This is a genomic window from Actinoplanes flavus, from assembly GCF_017592555.1.
Classification (GTDB): Bacteria; Actinomycetota; Actinomycetes; order Mycobacteriales; family Micromonosporaceae; genus Actinoplanes; species Actinoplanes flavus.
The window spans coordinates 212,376-231,323 of record NZ_JAGFNS010000012.1 but is presented as its reverse complement, the minus strand read 5'-3'; the positions used below and the strand labels follow the sequence as shown (position 1 = coordinate 231,323).

General features: G+C 72.1%; 15 protein-coding genes and 1 tRNA gene. 5 read left to right on the top strand and 11 right to left on the bottom strand.

Going from position 1 to position 18,948, the window contains the following annotated elements:
- The first annotated feature begins 44 nt into the window (after window positions 1-44).
- Window positions 45-2,186 carry a transglycosylase domain-containing protein gene (locus J5X75_RS20175; protein ID WP_208468945.1) on the top strand — a complete coding sequence of 714 codons (2,142 nt, stop codon included), beginning with the start codon at window positions 45-47 and terminating at the stop codon, window positions 2,184-2,186.
- A 261-nt stretch (window positions 2,187-2,447) separates the two neighbouring features.
- Here J5X75_RS20175 and J5X75_RS20170 read toward each other — a convergent pair whose 3' ends face one another.
- Together J5X75_RS20170 and J5X75_RS20165 are read right to left on the bottom strand one after the other, a co-directional pair.
- The gene (locus tag J5X75_RS20170) at window positions 2,448-3,080 is read right to left on the bottom strand and encodes a TIGR03086 family metal-binding protein (protein WP_208468944.1); all 633 of its coding nucleotides are present in this window, start codon (window positions 3,078-3,080) and stop codon (window positions 2,448-2,450) included.
- Window positions 3,081-3,439: 359 nt separating this feature from the next.
- Window positions 3,440-5,941 carry a cobyrinic acid a,c-diamide synthase CobB gene (locus tag J5X75_RS20165; RefSeq protein ID WP_307798174.1) on the bottom strand — a complete coding sequence of 834 codons (2,502 nt, stop codon included), beginning with the start codon at window positions 5,939-5,941 and terminating at the stop codon, window positions 3,440-3,442.
- Between the two features lie 136 nt (window positions 5,942-6,077).
- Between J5X75_RS20165 and J5X75_RS20160 the strand changes: the two genes are divergently transcribed.
- Both J5X75_RS20160 and J5X75_RS20155 read left to right on the top strand, forming a co-directional pair.
- Window positions 6,078-7,028 carry an SURF1 family cytochrome oxidase biogenesis protein gene (locus J5X75_RS20160; protein ID WP_208468942.1) on the top strand — a complete coding sequence of 317 codons (951 nt, stop codon included), beginning with the start codon at window positions 6,078-6,080 and terminating at the stop codon, window positions 7,026-7,028.
- A gap of 116 nt (window positions 7,029-7,144) precedes the next feature.
- Window positions 7,145-7,576, top strand: coding sequence for a hypothetical protein (locus tag J5X75_RS20155; RefSeq protein ID WP_208468941.1), 432 nt, complete (start codon window positions 7,145-7,147; stop codon window positions 7,574-7,576).
- Window positions 7,577-7,586: 10 nt separating this feature from the next.
- Here J5X75_RS20155 and J5X75_RS20150 read toward each other — a convergent pair whose 3' ends face one another.
- The 9 genes from J5X75_RS20150 to J5X75_RS20110 all read right to left on the bottom strand — a co-directional run bounded on the left by J5X75_RS20150 (window position 7,587) and on the right by J5X75_RS20110 (window position 17,577).
- Complete coding sequence (locus tag J5X75_RS20150; protein WP_238488546.1) at window positions 7,587-9,125, bottom strand: ATP-dependent DNA ligase; 1,539 nt, start codon at window positions 9,123-9,125, stop codon at window positions 7,587-7,589.
- Between the two features lie 69 nt (window positions 9,126-9,194).
- Window positions 9,195-9,482 carry a hypothetical protein gene (locus J5X75_RS20145; RefSeq protein WP_238488627.1) on the bottom strand — a complete coding sequence of 96 codons (288 nt, stop codon included), beginning with the start codon at window positions 9,480-9,482 and terminating at the stop codon, window positions 9,195-9,197.
- 140 nt (window positions 9,483-9,622) lie between these two features.
- A complete protein-coding gene (locus J5X75_RS20140) occupies window positions 9,623-11,098 on the bottom strand; it encodes an FAD-dependent monooxygenase (protein WP_208468939.1) in 1,476 nt (491 codons plus the stop codon).
- 13 nt (window positions 11,099-11,111) lie between these two features.
- Window positions 11,112-12,458, bottom strand: coding sequence for a dipeptidase (locus J5X75_RS20135; RefSeq protein WP_208469000.1), 1,347 nt, complete (start codon window positions 12,456-12,458; stop codon window positions 11,112-11,114).
- Window positions 12,459-12,526: 68 nt separating this feature from the next.
- Window positions 12,527-13,606, bottom strand: a complete 1,080-nt coding sequence (locus tag J5X75_RS20130) for a M48 family metallopeptidase (RefSeq protein ID WP_208468938.1) — start codon at window positions 13,604-13,606, stop codon at window positions 12,527-12,529.
- A 119-nt stretch (window positions 13,607-13,725) separates the two neighbouring features.
- Window positions 13,726-15,252, bottom strand: coding sequence for a cobyric acid synthase (locus J5X75_RS20125; RefSeq protein WP_208468937.1), 1,527 nt, complete (start codon window positions 15,250-15,252; stop codon window positions 13,726-13,728).
- Window positions 15,249-16,262, bottom strand: a complete 1,014-nt coding sequence (locus tag J5X75_RS20120) for a cobalamin biosynthesis protein (protein ID WP_208468936.1) — start codon at window positions 16,260-16,262, stop codon at window positions 15,249-15,251. Before J5X75_RS20120 ends, J5X75_RS20125 begins: the two co-directional genes overlap by 4 nt.
- 5 nt (window positions 16,263-16,267) lie before the next feature.
- Entirely contained in the window at window positions 16,268-16,732 is a 465-nt protein-coding gene (locus tag J5X75_RS20115) for a hypothetical protein (protein WP_307798173.1), read from the bottom strand.
- Between the two features lie 218 nt (window positions 16,733-16,950).
- Window positions 16,951-17,577 (bottom strand): single-stranded DNA-binding protein, encoded by a 627-nt coding sequence (locus J5X75_RS20110; protein ID WP_208468935.1) that lies wholly within the window; start codon window positions 17,575-17,577, stop codon window positions 16,951-16,953.
- Window positions 17,578-17,748: 171 nt separating this feature from the next.
- Here J5X75_RS20110 and J5X75_RS20105 point away from each other — a divergent pair, with 171 nt between their 5' ends.
- Window positions 17,749-18,828 carry an alpha/beta hydrolase gene (locus tag J5X75_RS20105; protein ID WP_208468934.1) on the top strand — a complete coding sequence of 360 codons (1,080 nt, stop codon included), beginning with the start codon at window positions 17,749-17,751 and terminating at the stop codon, window positions 18,826-18,828.
- A gap of 13 nt (window positions 18,829-18,841) precedes the next feature.
- Window positions 18,842-18,914 (top strand) — tRNA-Arg (locus J5X75_RS20100).
- Window positions 18,915-18,948: the final 34 nt, after the last annotated feature.

The window sequence follows — 18,948 nt, the reverse complement described above, 5'->3', positions numbered from 1 at the left end:
GCCGTTTCGGGAGAACATGAGGCTTTTTGTCATACCTTCGAAGGGTGACGAGCCGACGCCTCACCGTAGCCGGAAAAGTCGCCATGCTGATCCGGGCCGGGCTCATCGCCGGACTGGTCCTCGCCGGCCTCTCCTACCCCTTCACCGCACTGGCCGGGATGGGCGTCAAAGCCGGCACCGAGGCGCTGGAGAACATGCCGGAACAGCTCACCGAGACACCACCGGCCCAGACCACCTACGTCTACGCGGCCGACGGCAGGACACTGCTCACGATGTTCTACGAGGAACACCGCAAGCACACCGACCTCGACGACATGTCGCCCTACCTGGTCAAGGCGATCGTGGCCTCCGAGGACGCCCGCTTCTACGAACACAACGGCGTCGACCCCAAAGGCGTGGCCCGGGCCTTCGTCGCCAACCAGCAGGCCGGCGGCGTCTCCCAGGGCGCGTCCACACTGACCATGCAGTACGTGCGGATGGCGCTGCGGGACAGCGCCAAGACACCGACCGCGGCGCTCAAGGCCACCGAGCAGACCGCCACCCGCAAACTGCGCGAGATGCGGCTCGCCATCGAAGTGGAACAGCGGCTCACCAAGGACGAGATCCTCGAGCGCTACCTCAACTCCGCCTACTTCGGGCACCGCGCCTACGGCATCTTCGCCGCCTCCCAGGTCTTCTTCTCCAAGGCGCCGCGCGACCTCACCCTCACCGAGGCGGCACTGCTCGCCGGGCTGGTCAAGGCACCCTCCGCCTACGACCCGGCGACCAACGACCGAGGTGCCGCCCTGGACCGCCGCAACTACGTCATCGACCAGATGCGGAAGATGAACGCGATCACCGCCGAGCAGGCCGCCACCGCCCTCCGTTCGAGGATCAAACTCAAGCTGAGCACCCCGCCCAACGACTGCGTCTCGGTGCCGGCGAAGCACAACGACTGGGGCTTCTTCTGCGACTACTTCAAGAGCTGGTGGCGAGAACAGCCCGCCTTCGGCGCCAACCCCCAGGAACGCGAGGCCCAGTTGCGCCGCGGCGGCTACCGGGTGGTCACCTCCATAGACCCCAAGATCCAGCGGTACGCGCTGCGGCACGTACTGGAGAAGGAAGGACGCGGCAGCCCCTTCGCCCACGGGCAGGTCGTGGTGCAGCCCGGAACCGGCCGGGTGCTGAGCATGGCCGTCAACCGAAACTACTCGCTGGACCAGGAGGACAACGGGCGGCACACCGACTGGCGGAGGAAGGACGGCGAGAAGGGCAACTACCCCAACACGGTCAACCCGCTGCTCGGCGGCGGTGACATGGCCGGATACCAGGCCGGCTCCACCTTCAAGATCTTCACGCTGCTGGCCGCCCTGGACGCCGGGCTGCCACTGTCCACCTCCTTCTACGCGCCGCAACGCTACGTCTCCCAATACATCACCGCGCCCGGGCCGGCGACCTGCGGCATCTACTGGTGCCCGAAGAACTCCAGCCAGTCGATGACCGGCACGCAGACCATGTGGAGCGGCTTCGGCAAATCGGTCAACACCTACTTCGTACAGCTGGAACAGCGGGTCGGCGCGGACAAGGCGGTACGGATGGCGGAACGTCTCGGGCTGCGCTGGCGCACCGCCGTCGACAAGGAGCTCGCCACCAGGGAACACGCCGCCGACTGGGGCGCCTTCACCCTGGGCGTCAGCGACGCCACCCCGGTCGAGATGGCGAACGTCTTCGCCACCCTGGCCGCGGAGGGCCGCTACTGCGAGCCGCTGCCGGTGCTCAGCATCCGCAACCCCGACGGAACCCACGCCGTCCACCAGGAACGCCTGGTCGCCGCACCCCGCTGCCACCAGGCCGTCAAGGAGAACGTCGCACGCGCGGCCACCGACGCGGCCCGCTGCGTCACCGGTTACGGCGCGGCACGCGGCCGCTGCGGCTGGGGCACCTCCTCGATGGTCTACGGCGTCCTGCAGCGCCCGGTCGCCGGCAAGAGCGGCACGACCGACGGCAACAAGACCGCCTGGTTCAGTGGCTACACCCCCCAGCTGGCGGCCTCCGCCTTCGTCGCCGACCCGGACAACCCGGAACACCTGGTCGGGTCGGGCCGCTCGACGCTGTCGAAATACACGGTCGCCCAGACCTTGCGGGACGCCCTCCAGGACGAACCCAAACTCAAATTCACCCCACCCTCCGACAAGCTCGTCTGGTGACGGCCCCGCCCGGCCGCACCAGCCACCCGGCCGGCCCTGCCGCGCCCCAGAACGACCGCCCGGCAACGCGGACCCGCACCAGCCACCCGGCCAGCCCCTACCGCGACCCGGAACGACCGCCCGCGACGCGGACCCGCACGAGCCACCCGCCGCTCCTGCCGCGCCCCAGAACGACCGCCCGGCAACGCGGACCCGCACCAGCCACCCGGCCGGCCCTGCCGCGGCCCGGAACGGCCGCCCGGCAAGGTGGACCGGCTGACCTCAGTCGCGGGCGGGGAGAATCGGCCGGGCGGTCCTGGCTGGTCGGCGGCGGGGCGGTCGCCAGGCCGGATCGCGGCCGGCCAGGCCCAGCGCCTGGGCCAGCAGGTCCTCCTCCGGACCGACCGGCACCTGTGGACCGAACAGGCCCGGCGTGCCCTCGGCCGGCCCCTGCCCGAGGAACTCGATCAACTGCTCCAGTGCGCGCGGGTCGGCCGCGTAGTCCTGGCCGGTCGCCCGGGCGAGATCCCACCCGTGCATGACCAGCTCAGTCATCGCGACGGCGCCCATCGCGGTGGCGGGCAGGGTGACACCGCCCGCCTGCGCCGTGCCGGTCCAGGCGGCCGGATCCTTCCACGCCATGGACAACTCGGCCAGCAGCACCGGAAGCCGGCTGCGCCAGTGCCGGGACAGGTGGTCGGCGGACGGCTCGGGTGGTGGGCCGTCGAGGCCCGAACGCTTGCGGGCGGCCAAGGTGAAAGCGTGGGCCAGACCCATCAGATGATCGAGCAGCGCGGCGACCGGCCAGCCCGGGCAGGGCGTCGGGGCGGTCAGGTCACGATCGTCGACCCCCAGGAGCAGGGCTCTGATCTGACGAACCGGCGGGTCGAAATCCAGCGGCACACGATCGGCCACGATCCACCTCCTTCGGTTCTCGTAGCCCTCACGGTACGAGGGGGGTACGACAACTTCGCAGCCCGAGATCCGGCCTTTCGCACGCTGGGTCGCTTCCGGCGGCGGAGCCGCACTCGCCGCGGCAGCGGACAGCCGGCTCGGGCCTGCCCTGTCGACGGAGAAGATCGCACGGCGACAACGGACGGCATCGGCGGGACGCCGCACGGTCTTCTCGCGCCGACGGGACGGTGAGCCGTCTCAGCCGGCCGGCGACCTTCCCCAACCGGCGACGCTTCGCCTCAGCTCACCCGTCGAGGCTGGGGAATCGCCCTCGAACAGACGGGATCCTCGGTTGGCGGAGCACTTCGCGGGAGGAACGGTCAGGAATGGACGGGAAAGTCCGGGGCCGGGTGGTCGTCGGGGCCGGCCGGCATCCCGTGGTCCGAGCCGGGCATGTCGGGGCCGGAGGGCCTGCCGTTGCTCTGCCGGCCGAGCGGGGGCAGCACCTGCCCCTGCAACACGATCGGCCCCGCCGAGGGCGGCATGGACGGCCCGGACGACATGGGCTGGCCAGGTGACATGGATGGGCCAGGTGGCATGACCGGGCCGGACGACATCGCCGGTCCGGGGGCCATGGCCGGGCCGGGGCTGGTCGGCATGCCCTGTCCGGGCCCGCCGTGACCCGGTAGCCCGGAGCCGGGCCGAAACCCGTTCGGACCAGACTGACCGGAACCGGAACCGAACCCGTTCGGACCAGACTGGTCGGAGCCGGAACCGAACCCATTCGGACCAGACTGGCCGGAACCGGAACCGGAACCGGGCCCGAAACCGCCCGGGCCGGACTGGCCGGAGCCGGATGGTCCGGGGCTGGAAGCGCCCCGCTCGGGGAAGTCCGGACCGAAGCCACCCTGACCCGACGCGCCCCGCTCCGGGAAATCCGGACCGAAGCCACCCTGACCCGACACGCCCCGCTCCGGGAAATCCGGACCGAAGCCACCCTGACCCGACACGCCCCGCTCCGGGAAATCCGGACCGAAGGTGCCCTGGCCGGGCTCGCCCCGCTCCGGGCGATCGGAACCGAAGGCACTCTGGCCCGGGGCGTCATGACCGGGGAAATCCTGGCCGTAGGCGTCTGCGCCCGGCAGGCCGGAGCCGGGAGCGCCGTGACCGGGATGGTTCATGCCGTGCGGCATGCCGGAGGCCGCGCTCGAGGAGCCCGGGCCCGAGGTGGTGAGGACCACCGTGTCCGGGACGCCCTGTGCGGGTGTGCCACTCGTGCCGGGGCCGGCGGGCGATCCCTGAACCGGCGGCAGACCGGCACCGGCCGGCGCCATGGCCGGGTGGCCGGACGGCACCATTCCGGGCGGCATCCCGGAGGGCGAACCGGCCGGCATGCCCTGCGAGCCGGGCGGCGAACCCTGCGGGCCGGACGGAACACCTTGCGGGCCGGACGGAACACCCTGCGGCTGGCCGGAAGGGGGACCGGGCGGCATGCCCTGCGACGGAGACGGGGGCATGCCCGCGGACGGGTGGGACGATCCGGGGCCCTGCGGGCCGGCGTGCGCGGCCGCGACCAGGCGGCGGGCGATCTCCGGGGCGGCGGCCCAGTGCAGGCCCAGCTGTGAGGCGTGCACCTGACGCCAGACGAAGCCTTCCGGATTGCCGCCGGACCAGGTCCAGGCCGGGTTCGCGCCGGAGCGGGGGGTGACCACCGCCCGGTGCTGTTTGTAGCCGGTTATCCGGGCGCCCGCGGGCGCCAGCACGGACATGCCGGGTGCGGTCGCCTCGCGGTAGCCGGCGACGGTCTGCTCCCCGGTGGTGGCGGTGGCGTCGAGGACGCCGCACATGGGTCGCCCGTCGAGTTCCCGGCCGAGCCACGGCAGGGCGACGCCCTCGGCCACCACGGGCCAGCCGTCGCGGGCGAACTGGGCGACGGCCGAGCAGAGGCGGCGATTGGCGGAGAGCTCTTCCGCGTACCCCTCGGGAAGGCCCGCACCGACCACCAGGCCGCGCGTGCCCGGAGGGAGTGCCTCGTCGCGCAGCGGATCGACGACCGCGACGTCGGCGCCGGCCGCGGTGAGCAACTCGGCCGTCTCCACGTAGGTGTAGGGGGCGCCCTGGCCACCGGCCAGGGCGATCAGTGGCCGCTGGTCGAACGGGACGTCCCCGGCCGCCTCGGCCGGGGTCCAGAGCGGGCCGGGGATCGGCGGCGCCGACGCGGCGAGCGCCATCAGCCGCTCCATGTCGAGGGCGCTCGCCACCGCCTCGCCGAGGCGGCGCACGGCGCGGCCGGCCTCGACGGTCCGGTGGGCGACCGGAACGAGCCCGTGTGACCGGGCGGGCAGCACGTTGGGAAGATCACCGCGATGCAGGGCGCCGAGCACCGGCATGCCGATGTCGTCCATCGCGCTGCGCAGCATCTGTTCGTGCCGTTCGGAGGCGACCCGGTTCAGGATGACGCCGCCGAGGTGCACCATCTCGTCGAACATCCGGAAGCCGTGGACGAGCGCGGCCAGCGAGTGGCCCATCGCGGCGACGTCCACCACCAGCACGACGGGGGCCCGCAGCGCGGCGGCCACCGATGCGGTGCCGTCGACCTCGGGCTGACCGGTGAGGCTGTCGAACAGGCCCATCGCGCCTTCGATGACGGTGACCTGCGCACCGGACGCGCCGTGCGCGAAGAGCGGCGCGACACGCTGCGCGCCGACCAGGCGCGGGTCGAGGTTGCGGCCGGGGCGTCCGGCGGCCAGTCCGAGGTACGCCGCGTCGGTGTGATCCGGGCCGACTTTGAAGCCCGCGGTCGGGATGCCGCGTCCGCTGAGCGCGGCGAGCAGTCCCACGGCGATGGCCGTCTTGCCGTGGCCGGACGACGGCGCGCTCACGACCAGACGAGGCTGGGCGGTGATCAATGTCTCCCCCGAGGTTTCCGCAGGCGGCCGCCACTTCTCGTCGACTGCCGGATGTCGCAGACTACCTGGCTGGAGCAGCGACTATCGCCTAGCCGGGTAGCCTCAGGGGGTGTACCGGTTCCTGCTGACCCCCCGCTGGCTGGCCGCGGCCGCGCTCACCGTCGTCGCCTCGGTGGTGATGGTCATGCTCGGCAACTGGCAGTTGCACCGGCATGAGGAACGCACGGCCATCAATGACCGGATCGACGCCGCGAATGCCGTCGACGCCGTCGCCTTGACCTCGCTGCTGAGCGCGCCGACCGCGGCGGGCACGCCGGGCGCCGCCCCCGGCAAGGCTCTGGCCTGGACAAAGGTCTCTCTCAGCGGCCGCTACGACCCGGCCAACGAGATCCAGGCGCGGGGCCGCACGGTGGGCAGCAAGGTCGGTTTCGAGATCCTGACGCCGCTCGTCCTGGAGGACGGCACGGCCGTTCTGGTGGATCGTGGCTGGGTGCCCGCGCCGCCCGGCGGGGCGCTCGCCGCACCCGAGGTTCCGCCCGCCCCGACCGGGCAGGTCACGGTCGTCGGGCAGATCCACCTGTCGGAAAGCCGACCCGCGCCGGTGGACAGGCGGGACGGGCGCCTGGACACCCGGCGGATCAATCTGCCGCGTCTGGCCACCGAGCTTCCCTTCCCGGTGTACGGGGCGTATGTCCTGTTGACCGAACAGACACCGGCGGCCGATCCGGCTTTCGTCCCGATCCCGATCCCGCACGAGGACTCCTGGCAGAACGGCGGCTACGCCGTCCAGTGGTGGCTCTTCGCCGGGATGGTCTTCGTGCTGTACGGCTGGCAGGCCCGGCGGGAGGCCCTCGAGTCGGCGGGCGCTCCCGGGAAGCCGTCCGGCTCCGGGCCGGTGCGGACGGCCGACCGCCCCCGCGACCGCGTCGAGGCGGCCGATCAGCGCAAGGCCGCGGCTCCGCGTGAGCGTGACCGGGTCGCGGAGGCGGACCGGCGGGCCGCCGAGGCCGCCGCATCGCGGGCCGCGACCGTGACGGCCGACCGGCCGGAGACCGACTAGCACTCATCGTCGCGGCGGTGTCGCCAACGCCATTGAAATCGCCGTATCGAGTAGAGGCCGGCGCGCGCCCTGAGCGCCGCCTCGCGACGATCGGCGAGGGCGAATAGGGTGGCGGCATGACCTTTCCGTCTGGTGATCCGTGGGGCGCGCCCGCTCCCTCGCCGGAGCCGGAGAGCCCGGCCGTCCCGGAGACGTCCGGGCCGGTGATCGTGGAGATCGCCGAGATCCACGTCACCTCGTCGCTGGTCCGGACGCCGGTGGGTGATCTTCCGCTGGCCGGCTCGCGGTGGCATGTCACCGATCACTGGCTCTCCCAGCGGCGCACCCCGATGTGGGCGAAGGTGGTGGCCTTTCTCGCGATCTGCCCGACCGGCGGCCTCAGCCTGCTGCTCCTGCTGGTCAAGGAGACGGTCCCGCAGGGCACGGTGCATGTGACCGTGACGAGCGGCACCCATCAGTACGTGGCCCGTGTCCCGGTCCAGCACGAGGGCGATGTGGCGTCGATCAACCAGCAGGTCAACTACGTCCGGAGTCTGGCCGCGCTCTGACCCGGCCGGTTCAGGGCCCGGTGGAGGCGACTCCGGCGTGGAGAGCCCGCACCATGGCGATGGTGTCGGCTTCGGCGGCGGTCTTGTCGTCGCGGTAGCGGAGCACCCGCGCGAACCGGAGGGCGACCCCGCCCGGATAGCGGGGTGAGGTCTGGACGCCGTCGAAGGCGATCTCGACGACCTGTTCCGGCCGGACCCGGACGACCCAGCCGTCGTCGGAGACGGCCAGATTTTTGAAACGCTCCGTCTGCCAGCGCAGCAGCTCGTCGGTCAGGCCCTTGAACGTCTTGCCGAGCATGACGAACCCGCCGGAGTCCGGGTCGCGGGCGCCGAGGTGCAGGTTGGAGAGCCATCCGCGGCGTCGGCCGTTGCCCCACTCGACCGCGAGGACGACCAGGTCGAGGGTGTGGCGGGGTTTCACCTTGATCCAGGCGGCGCCCCGGCGGCCCACGTCGTACGCCGCGTCGGGCGCCTTGATCACGACACCCTCCTGCCCGGCGGCCAGGGCGGCGGCGAAGGCGGCGGCCGCCTGCTCCTCGCTCCCGGCCTCGGTGCGGCCGACGACGAGGGAATCCGGCAGTGTCTCGGCGAGGGCCGCCCAGCGCACCCGGCCGGGTTCGTCGAGCAGATCGGCGCCGTCGAGGTGAAGCAGGTCGAAGAAGTACGGCCGGAGGCCACTCGCCGGGGCACCCCGGGTCGCCGCGCGACTCGACGTCTCCTGGAACGGGCGCGGCCGGCCGGCGTCGTCGAGAGCCATCGCCTCACCGTCGAGGATCGCTTCGCGCAGCGGCAGCTCACGGACGGCGGCGACCACCTCGGGCAGGCGGGCGGTGATGTCGTCGAGGCTGCGGGTGTAGACGGCCACCTCGTCGCCGGAGCGGTGCACCTGGATGCGGATGCCGTCGAGTTTCACGTCGACGACCGCGGGGGCGCCGGTGGCCTGGAGGGCGGTCGCGACGTCGGGTGCGCTGCCGGCCAGCATCGGGCTGAGCGGGGTGCCGACCCGCAGGTGGATCTCGGCGAGCGCGGCGGCGCCGCCGGACAGCGCCGCGACGGCCACCGCTCTGAGGTCGCCGGAGAGCAGCAGCGCCCGGCGGACCGCGGTCACCGGCACTTCGGCGGCCACCGCGACCGCCTCGGCCAGCAGCCCGGCCTGCGCGCCCTGCCGCAGCTCGCCGCCGAACAGGCCGAGAAGCAGCCGCTGCTCCTCCTCGGTGGCGGCGGCGAACAGCGTGCCGAGCAGGTGTCTGCGGCGGGCCTGGGAGCCGGCTCCCGCGACGGTCGAGATCTCCTGGATCGCGTCGTCGACGGCGGCCACGGTGAGCGTCGCCTCGGCGGCCGCGGGTGGCCGCTCACGCAGGGACGCGTAGCCCACACCGGTCTGCCGCTGACGCAGCTCGCCGGCCAGGAACGCCGCCCCGGCGACGATCTCACCGGGGTCGAGACGCCGCAGCGCCGCGGCCAGCAGCTCGATCTTGGCCTTGCGGCCCGAGGTCGCTGCGACGGCGGCCGAGGTGGCTGCTATGTCGAGAAACCGCACGATCCCCATCCTGACAGCCGGTTACGTCTTTCGTGTCCCCGCACGCGCACGAGAAGGGCACCGGGGCCAGGGGGACGGTCATGCGGCCTTGGGCTCCTCCGCGATGCGGAAGCCACGGGCCCGGACCGCGTCGGCGACGCGGGCCAGCTCGGCATCGAGCGTGCAGAGCACCCGGGAGAGATCGTCGAGGTGATCGGTGAGGGTGTCGTCGTCCCACCCGGAGACGTCGACGTCTCCGAGAGCGCGGGCCGCGGCACGGAGCCGGGCGATCGACTCGATCCGCTCACGCGTGCGGAGACGGTCGAGTGGGGCACGCGCGGAACCGGGCGTCACCCGGGCCGCACGGCCGGCCAGCGCGGCCGACATGCTTTGCGCGGCGGAGAGCCGCTGCGCGGTCGGACCTGGCTGCGCGGCCGGAGTGTTCGATGCAGTCGAACGCATGTTCGAATCCTAACAGGATCGATCGCCGGCGCCACCCGTAGATCCACCCTGTGGACAACCGCGTCTCACCTGGCCATGGCATGCCGGAACAGGGTGTCGGCCTCGGCCGGTTCGGCTCGCGCGGCGACGAAACCGTCCGGCCGGACCAGGTAGAACAGGCCGGGACGCAGCGCGGTGGCGGGCGCCGGCGGGAAGACGTGCACCGGCACCCCGACGTCGGGTGCGTCGGCCGCGGTGACCCCGCCGTACGCGTGAATCTGCCAGCACGCGGCGCGCAGTGCCGCATGGTTGCCGTCGGCCCACGGCAGCCGCCGCCCGACCACCGGGTCCCGCCGCCGCCCGGGCGTGTCACCCGGGTCCAGCCGGTAGTGGATCCGGATCTGCGACACGTACTGGAAGAGCCGTGAACCGCCGGCCGAGCCGGGCAGCGCCCGCACCCCGACCGGCGCGAGCAGCGGCACCGCGATCCGTCGCAGCACGCGCAGCGGCCATCGGCTGGAGGTGACGGCCCCGAAGACCCGGTCGGTCGTGGCGACGAGTTTCCGGGCGACCGGCCGGCGCTCGGCCTCATAACGGTCCAGCCAGCTGTCCTTGCGGACCCCGCGCAGCACGTCGGCGAGCTTGAAGGCGAGATTGTGGGCGTCCTGGAGCCCGGTGTTCATGCCCTGCCCGCCGACCGGCGAATGCACGTGGGCGGCGTCCCCGGCCAGCAGGAACGGGCCGTCCCGGAACGCCGCGGCGACCCGGTGATGCACCCGGTACGTCGCGAACCAGCGGGACCGGCCATAGGTGACCCCGAACGTGCGCCGCATCCGGGTGCGGGCGTCCTCCTCATCCAGGGCGCCGTCGCCGTCCTCGTCTCGGACCAGGCCGATCAGCCGCCAGTTGCCCTCGCCGCGCATCGGGAAGCCGAGCAGAAAATCGTCCCGGTACGGGCGGACGTTGATCGCGTCCGGCTGGAGTCCAGCGGCGCCGGCCGCGTCGAGAACGAAGAACCGGTGCGGATTGGTGACGCCCTCGAAGTCGATCCGCCGCGCCCTCCGGACGATCGAGTTGGCGCCGTCGCAGCCGACGCAGAACCGGGCCCGGACGGTGTGGTTGCCGACCTTCGCCTCCACCCCGTCCTCGGTCTGCACGACTGCGGTGACCGGCGACTCCCAATACACCTCGCCGCCGAGCTTCTGCAGATTCTCGTAGAGGATCTCCTCGTTACGGCTCTGCTCGAGCACCTCGATGTACGGAAACGGCGTGACCGTCCCGCCGAGGGGCCCGAGCGGGATCCGCCCGAAGCTGCGTGCACCGAAACCGGGCGACAACGCCTCGGCGCGGTGCGCCGCCTCCAGCACCTGATCGCCGATGCCGAGCTGATCGTAGATCTCCAGACTGCGCGCCTGCACCACCAGCGCCCGGGACTCGATCGTCGGGCCGTCCTTGCCGTCCGCGACGATCACCTGAACCCCGAGCCTGGTCAGCCAGTTGGCGAGCATCAGCCCGGTGGGGCCGGCGCCCACCACCAGGACCTCGCACGACAGCTCGGCCATCAGCCACCCCGATCTACCTCGTCATGGTCTCCGCGACGTTCTTGAGCAGCAGCGCCTCGGCCACACACACGCGCTCGAACTCACCGAGATGCAGACTCTCGTCCGGCCCGTGCGCGCCCGAATACGGATCCTCGACGCCGGTCACCAGGATCGCGGCGGCCGGGAACAGCTCCTGGAAGGTGGCGATGAACGGGATCGACCCGCCGACGCCCATGTCCACCGGCTCGGTGCCGTCCCACGCGGAGCGGAAGGCGGCGCGGGCCGCGTCGTACACCGGGCCGGTCGCGTCGATCACGCACGGCTGGCCGTCGCTCTCCAGGGTGACCTCGAGCTGGGCGCCCCACGGCACGTTCTTCTCCAGGTGGGCGCGGACCGCGTCGTACGCCGACTTGGGGTCCTCGCCCGGCGCCAGCCGGACGCTGATCTTGGCTTTGGCGGTCGGCTGCAACGCGTTCGCCGCCTCCAGGGTGCGCGGCGCGTCGACACCGAGCACCGAGATGGACGGCTTCGTCCAGATGCGGTCGGTGATGGTGCCCCGGCCGATCAGGTCGACGCCGTCCAGGATCCCGGCCTCGTGCCGGAAACGGTCGGCCGGATAGTCGACGCTCGCGCCCTCACGGCCCACCAGCCCGGGCACCGCCACCTCGCCGTCGTCGTCGTGCAGCGTCGCCAGCAGCCGGGCCAGGGTGATCAGCGCGTCCGGCACCGGGCCGCCGAACATGCCACTGTGCACCGCACTCTTCAGCACCCGCACCTCGGCGAACATGTTGACCAGGCCGCGCAGCGAGGTGGTCAGGGCCGGCCGGCCGATGTCCCAGTTGCCGGAGTCGGCGATCACGATGACATCGGACCGCAACTCCTCCAGGTGCTCGTGGATGATCGTGTCGAGGGAGTCGGAGCCGTACTCCTCCTCCCCCTCGACGAAGACGACCACGCCGACCGGCAGCTGATCGCCGAACGCGCGCAGCGCGGCGACATGCGCCATCACCCCGGCCTTGTCGTCGGCGGCGCCGCGGCCGTAGAGCCGCCCGTCCCGCTCGACCGGCTCGAACGGATCGCTGGTCCACAGCGCGGGGTCACCGGCGGGCTGGACGTCGTGGTGCGCGTAGAGCAGCACGGTGGGCGCGCCGGCCGGCGCCGCCTTACGCCCGATCACGGCGGGCTGGCCGCCGTGCCGGACGATCTCGGTGTCGAGCCCGCACCCGCGCAGCAGCTCGGCGACCGCCACCGCGGACCGCTCGACGTGCGAGTGGTCGAAACCCTCGAAGGCGACACCCGGGATACGCACCAGTCGTTCCAGGTCGGCGCGGACACCGGGCATCTCGCGCCGGATCGCGGCGCGCAGATCGGATTCACTCAGGCTCATGCCGCCGATCGTAGGCCGGAAGTGTGACATCCTCCGGCCCGCCCGGACCGGCGGCATGCGGATCATGCGTCCGGCGTACCCTCACCGCCGTTGTCGCCGCGGCCTCGCCGGGCCGCGTCGCTGGCCCAGTTGTACGCCTTCCCGGCGGCCGACCCGGCCAGATCGGCGGCGCCACCACCGAACCGCCGCACCAGGGTCACCAGCGGATCCTGGGAGTTCGTGAAGTCGTCCCGGTACGCCTTGGCCGCGGCCTTCACGTCCTCGGACACCGAGGCGTCGCCGTCGTCGTCCCGGCGCGGGTAGTCACCGCCGAGAATCCGCCCGTACTCCCCCGAGTCGATCCACTTCCGCAGCTCAGCGGCCCGGGCGACGGGAACCGGGTGACTGTTCCACGCGGTCAGGCCGATCTTGTGGATGCTGTCGCGCAGGTCGCCGCCGCCCTCGTACTCGGCCGCCTGCTCGAGGAACGCGGCCGTGTCGATCTGCGACAGGTCCCCACCGCCGGCCAGCTTCATCAGCAGCCGCAGCGAGGCCGCCGGATCCTGACCGGCGAGCAGACCGGCCCGGTCGGCCGACAGCTCCGCCTTGCGCCACCACTCCAGCATCGCCGCGATGATCCCGCGCAACGCGATCGCGCCGACCGGCAGCCAGCTCAGGTTCGCCGCCCAGCTGGTCAGGATCGTCATGATGGTCTTGTAGACGGCGTGGCCGCTGCGCACGTGGCCCAGCTCGTGGCCGAGCAGCGCCCGCAACTCGTCGTCGTCGAGCTTCTCCACGGCGCCGGTGGTCAGCGCGATGAACGGCCGGTCCAGACCGATCGCCTGACCGTTGATCCGCGGGTCCTGCGTCACGTACAGCTCCGGCAGATCGGGCACGTCCAGCGCCGCCGCCGCCTCGGTGAACCGCTGGTAGACCCGCGGGTACTGCCGGTGATCCACGCGAATGGCGCCGGCCAGGAACATGAGCCGGAAACCCCGCTCGTTCCACATGCCGAAGAACGTCTTCACCACGTCGTCGAAACCGCGCAACTCACGCAGCGCGGAGAGCGCGCCCTTGTCGGCCGGATGCTCCCAGGCGCGCGAGCTGATCCCGGTCAGGGTCACCCGGCGGCGCACCGGCCGGCTGTCATCCTCGGTGGTCATCTGTGTCACCCCGTCCTCGCCGCTGCCGCGGCGCAGGGCCGCGCTTCCGGGCCCAACGTACGCCCGCGACGCAACGCGTGTCCCCGCCCGCGACCCGGAGAAGACCCGGAGATCGATCCCTAGGGAGCCCCCGGAGGCAGGAACGGCAACCCCGGCGGGGCGCCCTGCTCGATCAGCCGCCAGAGGGCGGCGGTGTCCAGGTTCTCCTCGACCAGATCACCGAGTACGTCCAGCGCGCGCTCGCGGACGGCGGCGAACCGGGTGTCCGGGGCCACCGTGAACCCGCGCCGGCCGGCCCGCCGGGCCACCTCGGTGAGGAAACGGCGGCGGAACTCGTCCGACTCGAAGGCGCCGTGCCAGTGCGTGCCGTAGACGTTGCCGGCCACCGCACCCTCGGGACGGCCGTCGTCGTACCGGAGCAGCGGGTCGGGGGCGCCGGCGGAGACGTACCCATGATGGATCTCGTAACCGCGCACCGGCGCGCCCAGGCCGCTCCCCGCCGGGCGGGCCAGCGTCTTGCGGGCCGCGAAGGTGATGCCGACCGGCAGCAGGCCCAGGCCGGGCACCGTGCCGTCGCCGCTCTCCACCTCGTCGTGGATGGACTCGGCGAGCATCTGATAGCCACCGCAGATGCCGAGCAGCGGACGGCCCGCGGCGGCGTGCGCGCCGATCGCGCCGGCCAGGCCGGTCTCGCGCAGCCAGGCCAGATCGCTCACGGTGGCCTTGGAGCCGGGCAGCACGACCAGGTCGGCGTCGGCGATCTCGCCCGGCTCGATCGTCAACCTGACCTGTACGCCGGGCTCGGCGGCGAGCGCCTCGACGTCGGTGGCGTTCGAGATCCGCGGCAGGCGGACCACGGCGACACGCAGCCACTCGGTCCCGCGTGGCGGCCCGGGACGGCCCAGGACCCGGCCGTAGGCGAGGGAGTCCTCCGCGTCGAGCCAGACGTCCAGGTGGAACGGCAGGACACCGTGCACCGGCCGGCCGGTCGCCTTGGTGATCATGTCGAGGCCGGGACGCAGCAGGCCGAGGTCCCCGCGGAACTTGTTGATCACAAAGCCGGCGACGAGCTCCTGATCCTCCGGAGCGAGCAGGGCCAGCGTGCCGAAGAAGGCGGCGAACACGCCGCCACGGTCGATGTCGCCGACCACCACGGTCGGCAGGCCGAAACGACGGGCCAAACCCATGTTGACGAAATCGCCGTCGCGAAGGTTGATCTCGGTGGGGCTCCCGGCGCCTTCACAGATCAGGACATCGTACGCGGAGCGCAGCTCCTCGAACGCGGCGAAGGCGGTCTCGGCCAGGCGTGGGCGCAGGGTGCGGTAGTTGCCGGCGGTGACCGTGTCGACCGCCTCGCCCAGCAGGACGACCTGGCTGGAACGGTCGCTGCCGGGCTTCAGCAGGACCGGGTTGAAGCGCAGGTCGGGGGCTATGCCACAGGCGGCGGCCTGCATGGCCTGGGCCCGGCCCAGCTCGCCGCCGCGGCCGTCCGCGGTGACCACGACGGCGGAGTTGTTGGACATGTTCTGGGATTTGAAGGGGGCGACGCGTACGCCGTTGCGGTGCAGCCAGCGGCAGATGCCGGCGGTGAGGATGCTCTTGCCGGCGTCGGAGGTGGTGCCGGTGACCAGAAGGGCGCCGGTCATCGACGGAACCGCGTCGTGGTTTGGTGCGGCCCTTCGGGCCCCGCCCCGCCCCCGCCACCACCGGCCATGATCAAACCTCGTGCCGCCGCCACGGCGGCAGCCATCCCCAGAGCCACCACCCCGACCGCCCCCGACACCCGGGCGGCCCGTCGCAGATGCCCCGCCGACGGCCGCGGCCCGTCCCCCAGGAACGGCCGCACCTCACTGCGTCCGAAATAGACGTTCCGCCCACCGAGCCGCACCCCCAGCGCCCCGGCCATGGCGGATTCGCACTGCCCCGCGTTGGGCGACGGATGGTCTCCGCGGTCCCGCCGCCACACCCGCAGCGTCTCCCGGACGGACCCGCCCGCCACCGGTGCGACGGCCGCCGTGACGACCCCGGTGACCCGCGAGGGCGCCAGGTTGAGGACATCGTCCAGCCGGGCGGCCGGCGTCCCGAATCGGGCGTACCGATCGGACCGGTGCCCGACCATGGCGTCGAGCGTGTTCGCCGCCCGGTATCCGAGCAGTCCGGCCGGCCCGAGCAGCGCGCCCCAGAGAAGTGGGGCGACGACCGCGTCGGACGTGTTCTCGGCGACGGATTCCACGGTGGCGCGGGCGAGTTCCGGCTCGTCGAGTGCGGACGGGTCGCGCCCGCACAGGTGCCCGAGGCGTCCCCGGGCCGCCGGCAGGTCACCGCTTTCCAGGTGACCGGCCATGATTCGCGCTTCGCGCCGGAGGGTACGCCCACCGAGCACCGTCCATGTGGCGGCCGCGGTGACGGCGGCCCGGGCGACCGGCCGGCCACGGGTGGCCCGCGCGGCGGCGAGCCCGGCGAGGACGGGTACACCGACGGCGATGGCGGTGTAGGCCGTCCCCGCGCGCCGGTGGGGCCGGTAGAGCCGTCGTTCGAGCGCCGCGGCGGCGGTGCCGTAGCCGGCTACCGGGTGCAGCCGTCGTGGGTCACCGAGTGCCGCGTCGAGCAGGTAGCCGCCGATGAGGCCGGCCGCGTCCGCGGTCCACCGTGGCATCACTGTCAGCGGCCGAACGGGGTGAGGTCGAACGCCCAGACGGCGAGCGCGGGTGGTTCGAGGTCGTCGGGGTAGGGAACGGGTTCGAGTTCGCCCCAGGCGATGGAGCCGGGGGCCCGGTCTTCGAGGAATTCGACGACGATGCCCCGGAGGTCTTCGGTGACCCGGTATTCGTCGTTGAACGGCAGGTCGCTGGGTTTGCGGGTGCCGGCGGAGCAGCGCAGCTGCCCGGCGATGGTGTCGTGCCAGACGTAGAACGTGGCGGTGCCCCGGTGGCCGGAGCCGGCCACCTGGTCGCGTAGTACCGCCGCGGTCTCCTCGAACGCGGTGACGACCTCGTCCGCGGACAGGCCCATGCGTTCGTGGGGTGGCGCGCCGAACCAGTTGGTGTTGGTCTCCTCGGCCGTCTGGTCCTCCGGCGAGAGCACCACTTGCTCGGTCACGATGGCGCGGATGTCCTTCAGCAGCACGGGTTCAGTCTGCCCGGTTGCCGTACCCGGGGCCCAGCCGGGCCGCTCCGACTGGTGGCCGGTTGCTTCGGCACGATCGGCCCATCCTGATAGAAGGAGCCGGGCGGTGGTGGCCTCGCGGTGGCCCGGCCGGGGGTGTCTCCGGCCGGGCCACCGGGCGCCGCGCACCTGGCGATCGGCAGGGTGATCGATGCCTGGTGGCGGCGGTGGGGAAGGTCTCAGGCAGCGACGGGTTCGCGCCGTTTGGCGCGGCGGACGGGGCGGGTCTGGGGTGTGCCGGGGTCGTCGCCGGGTTCGGCGGTCTGGTCGGCGATGCCGGCGACGACTTCCTGGAAGGTGGGTCCTTCGTCGTCGGGGTCGCGTTCGGGCAGGCCGTCGCCGAAGGTCACGGGGATTTCGTCGTCGGGGAGGAGGGCGGCGGGTTCTCCGCCGATGAGGGCGTCGGTGTCCGGGCCTTCGACGGTGCTGTCGGCGGGGGCGGGTTTGTTGCGGAAGAACTGGGAGCGGCCGCGGGCGAGGTCGTGGCCGATGGCGAAGGCTTCGACCTCGTAGGTGACGCGGTTGTTGTTGGCGTCGTCGACCCAGTCGCGGGTGTAGATGCGGCCGTAGACGATGACGGGGTCGCCGACGGTGATGGAGGCGGCGGCGCCTTCGGCGAGCCGGCGCCAGGCGGTGACGCGGACGCGGAGGCTGTTGCCGTCGGTCCAGCGGCCGGTCTCGCGGTCGTAGCGGCGGGCGGTGGAGGCGATCCGGAAGTTGGTGACGAGCCGGTTGCTGTCGCCGACGCGTCTCCATTCGGGTGCGGTGAGCACGTTGCCGACGATGACGATGTTGGTTTCGAACACGGTGCCGTCTCCCTGGTGGGGTGTGGGGTGTTTCGGTCGTCGCCGAGCTTGGCGGATGCGGCGGGGTGGGTGCGCCGGTGGCTGTGGACGGCGGCGGATTGTGGACGGCGGCCGGTTCGGGCGGGATTTTGGTATGGCGCACCGACCGGTACTCATGGGTAACCTGTGGGCGTGGAGACCGACGTCCTCGGATGGCCGTACGAGCGGCACACCATCGAGCTGGGCAGTGACGACGAGGGTCCGGTGGTGGCGACGCTGGTGCGCCGCCGGGCGCAGACGCCGACGCGGCGGGCGGTGCTGCACGTCCACGGGTTCGTGGACTATTTCTTCCAGACGCATCTGGCGGATTTCTTCGTCGAGCGGGGCTGGGATTTCTACGCGCTGGATCTGCGGAAGTACGGGCGGAGCCTGTTGCCGCATCAGACGCCGAACTTCGCCCGGAGCATGACCGACTACTTCCCGGAGCTGGACGAGGCGGTCCGGATCATCCGGGAGCAGGACGGTCATGATCAGCTGCTGGTGAGCGCGCATTCGACGGGTGGTCTGATCACGTCGTTGTGGGCGCATTGCCGGCGTGAGCGGGGCATGATCGACGGTCTCTTCCTGAACAGCCCGTTCTTCGATTTCAATCTGCCGTGGCTGATGCGGCGGCCGTTGATGTCGATGGTGCTGGCGGTGAGCGGCGGTAAGCCGTACCGGAAGATGCCGGTGGCGTCGCTGGGCCTGTACGGCAAGAGTCTGCACGCGGACCATCACGGCGAGTGGACCTATGACCTGGCGTGGAAGCCGATTCTGGGTTTCCCGGTGCGGATGGGCTGGCTGGAGGCGATCCGGCGGGGGCAGCGCAAGTTGCGTTCGGGTCTGGCGATCGACGCGCCGGTGATGGTGGCGTGTTCGACGCGGACGTTCCGGGGCCGGGAGTGGCATGACGATGTGCGGTTGACCGATTCGGTGCTGGATGTGGAGCACATCGTGCGGTGGGCGCCGGGTCTGGGTCCGCGGGTGACGATCGCCCGGTTCGACGGTGGCATGCATGATCTGACGTTGTCGGGCAAGGATGTGCGGGCTGAGGTGTTCCGCGAGTTGGGACGCTGGGTGGACGCGTTCCTGCCGGCTCCGGGGACTCCGGAGGTGGATGTTCCGCCCGCACCGGAGGATCAAGCGGGCATAGCGACCGTTTTGGAGGCGGCCGAGGCGGCGGTGGAGGTCGCTGCCGACGAGGCGGACGACAAGTCCGGCACGACCGCCTAGTATGTGCTGGCCAGCGCTCGTAGCTCAGCGGATAGAGCAACGGACTTCTAATCCGTGGGTCGCAGGTTCGAATCCTGCCGGGCGCGCTTTGACCTGCCGATCTATCTTCACTGTCATCAA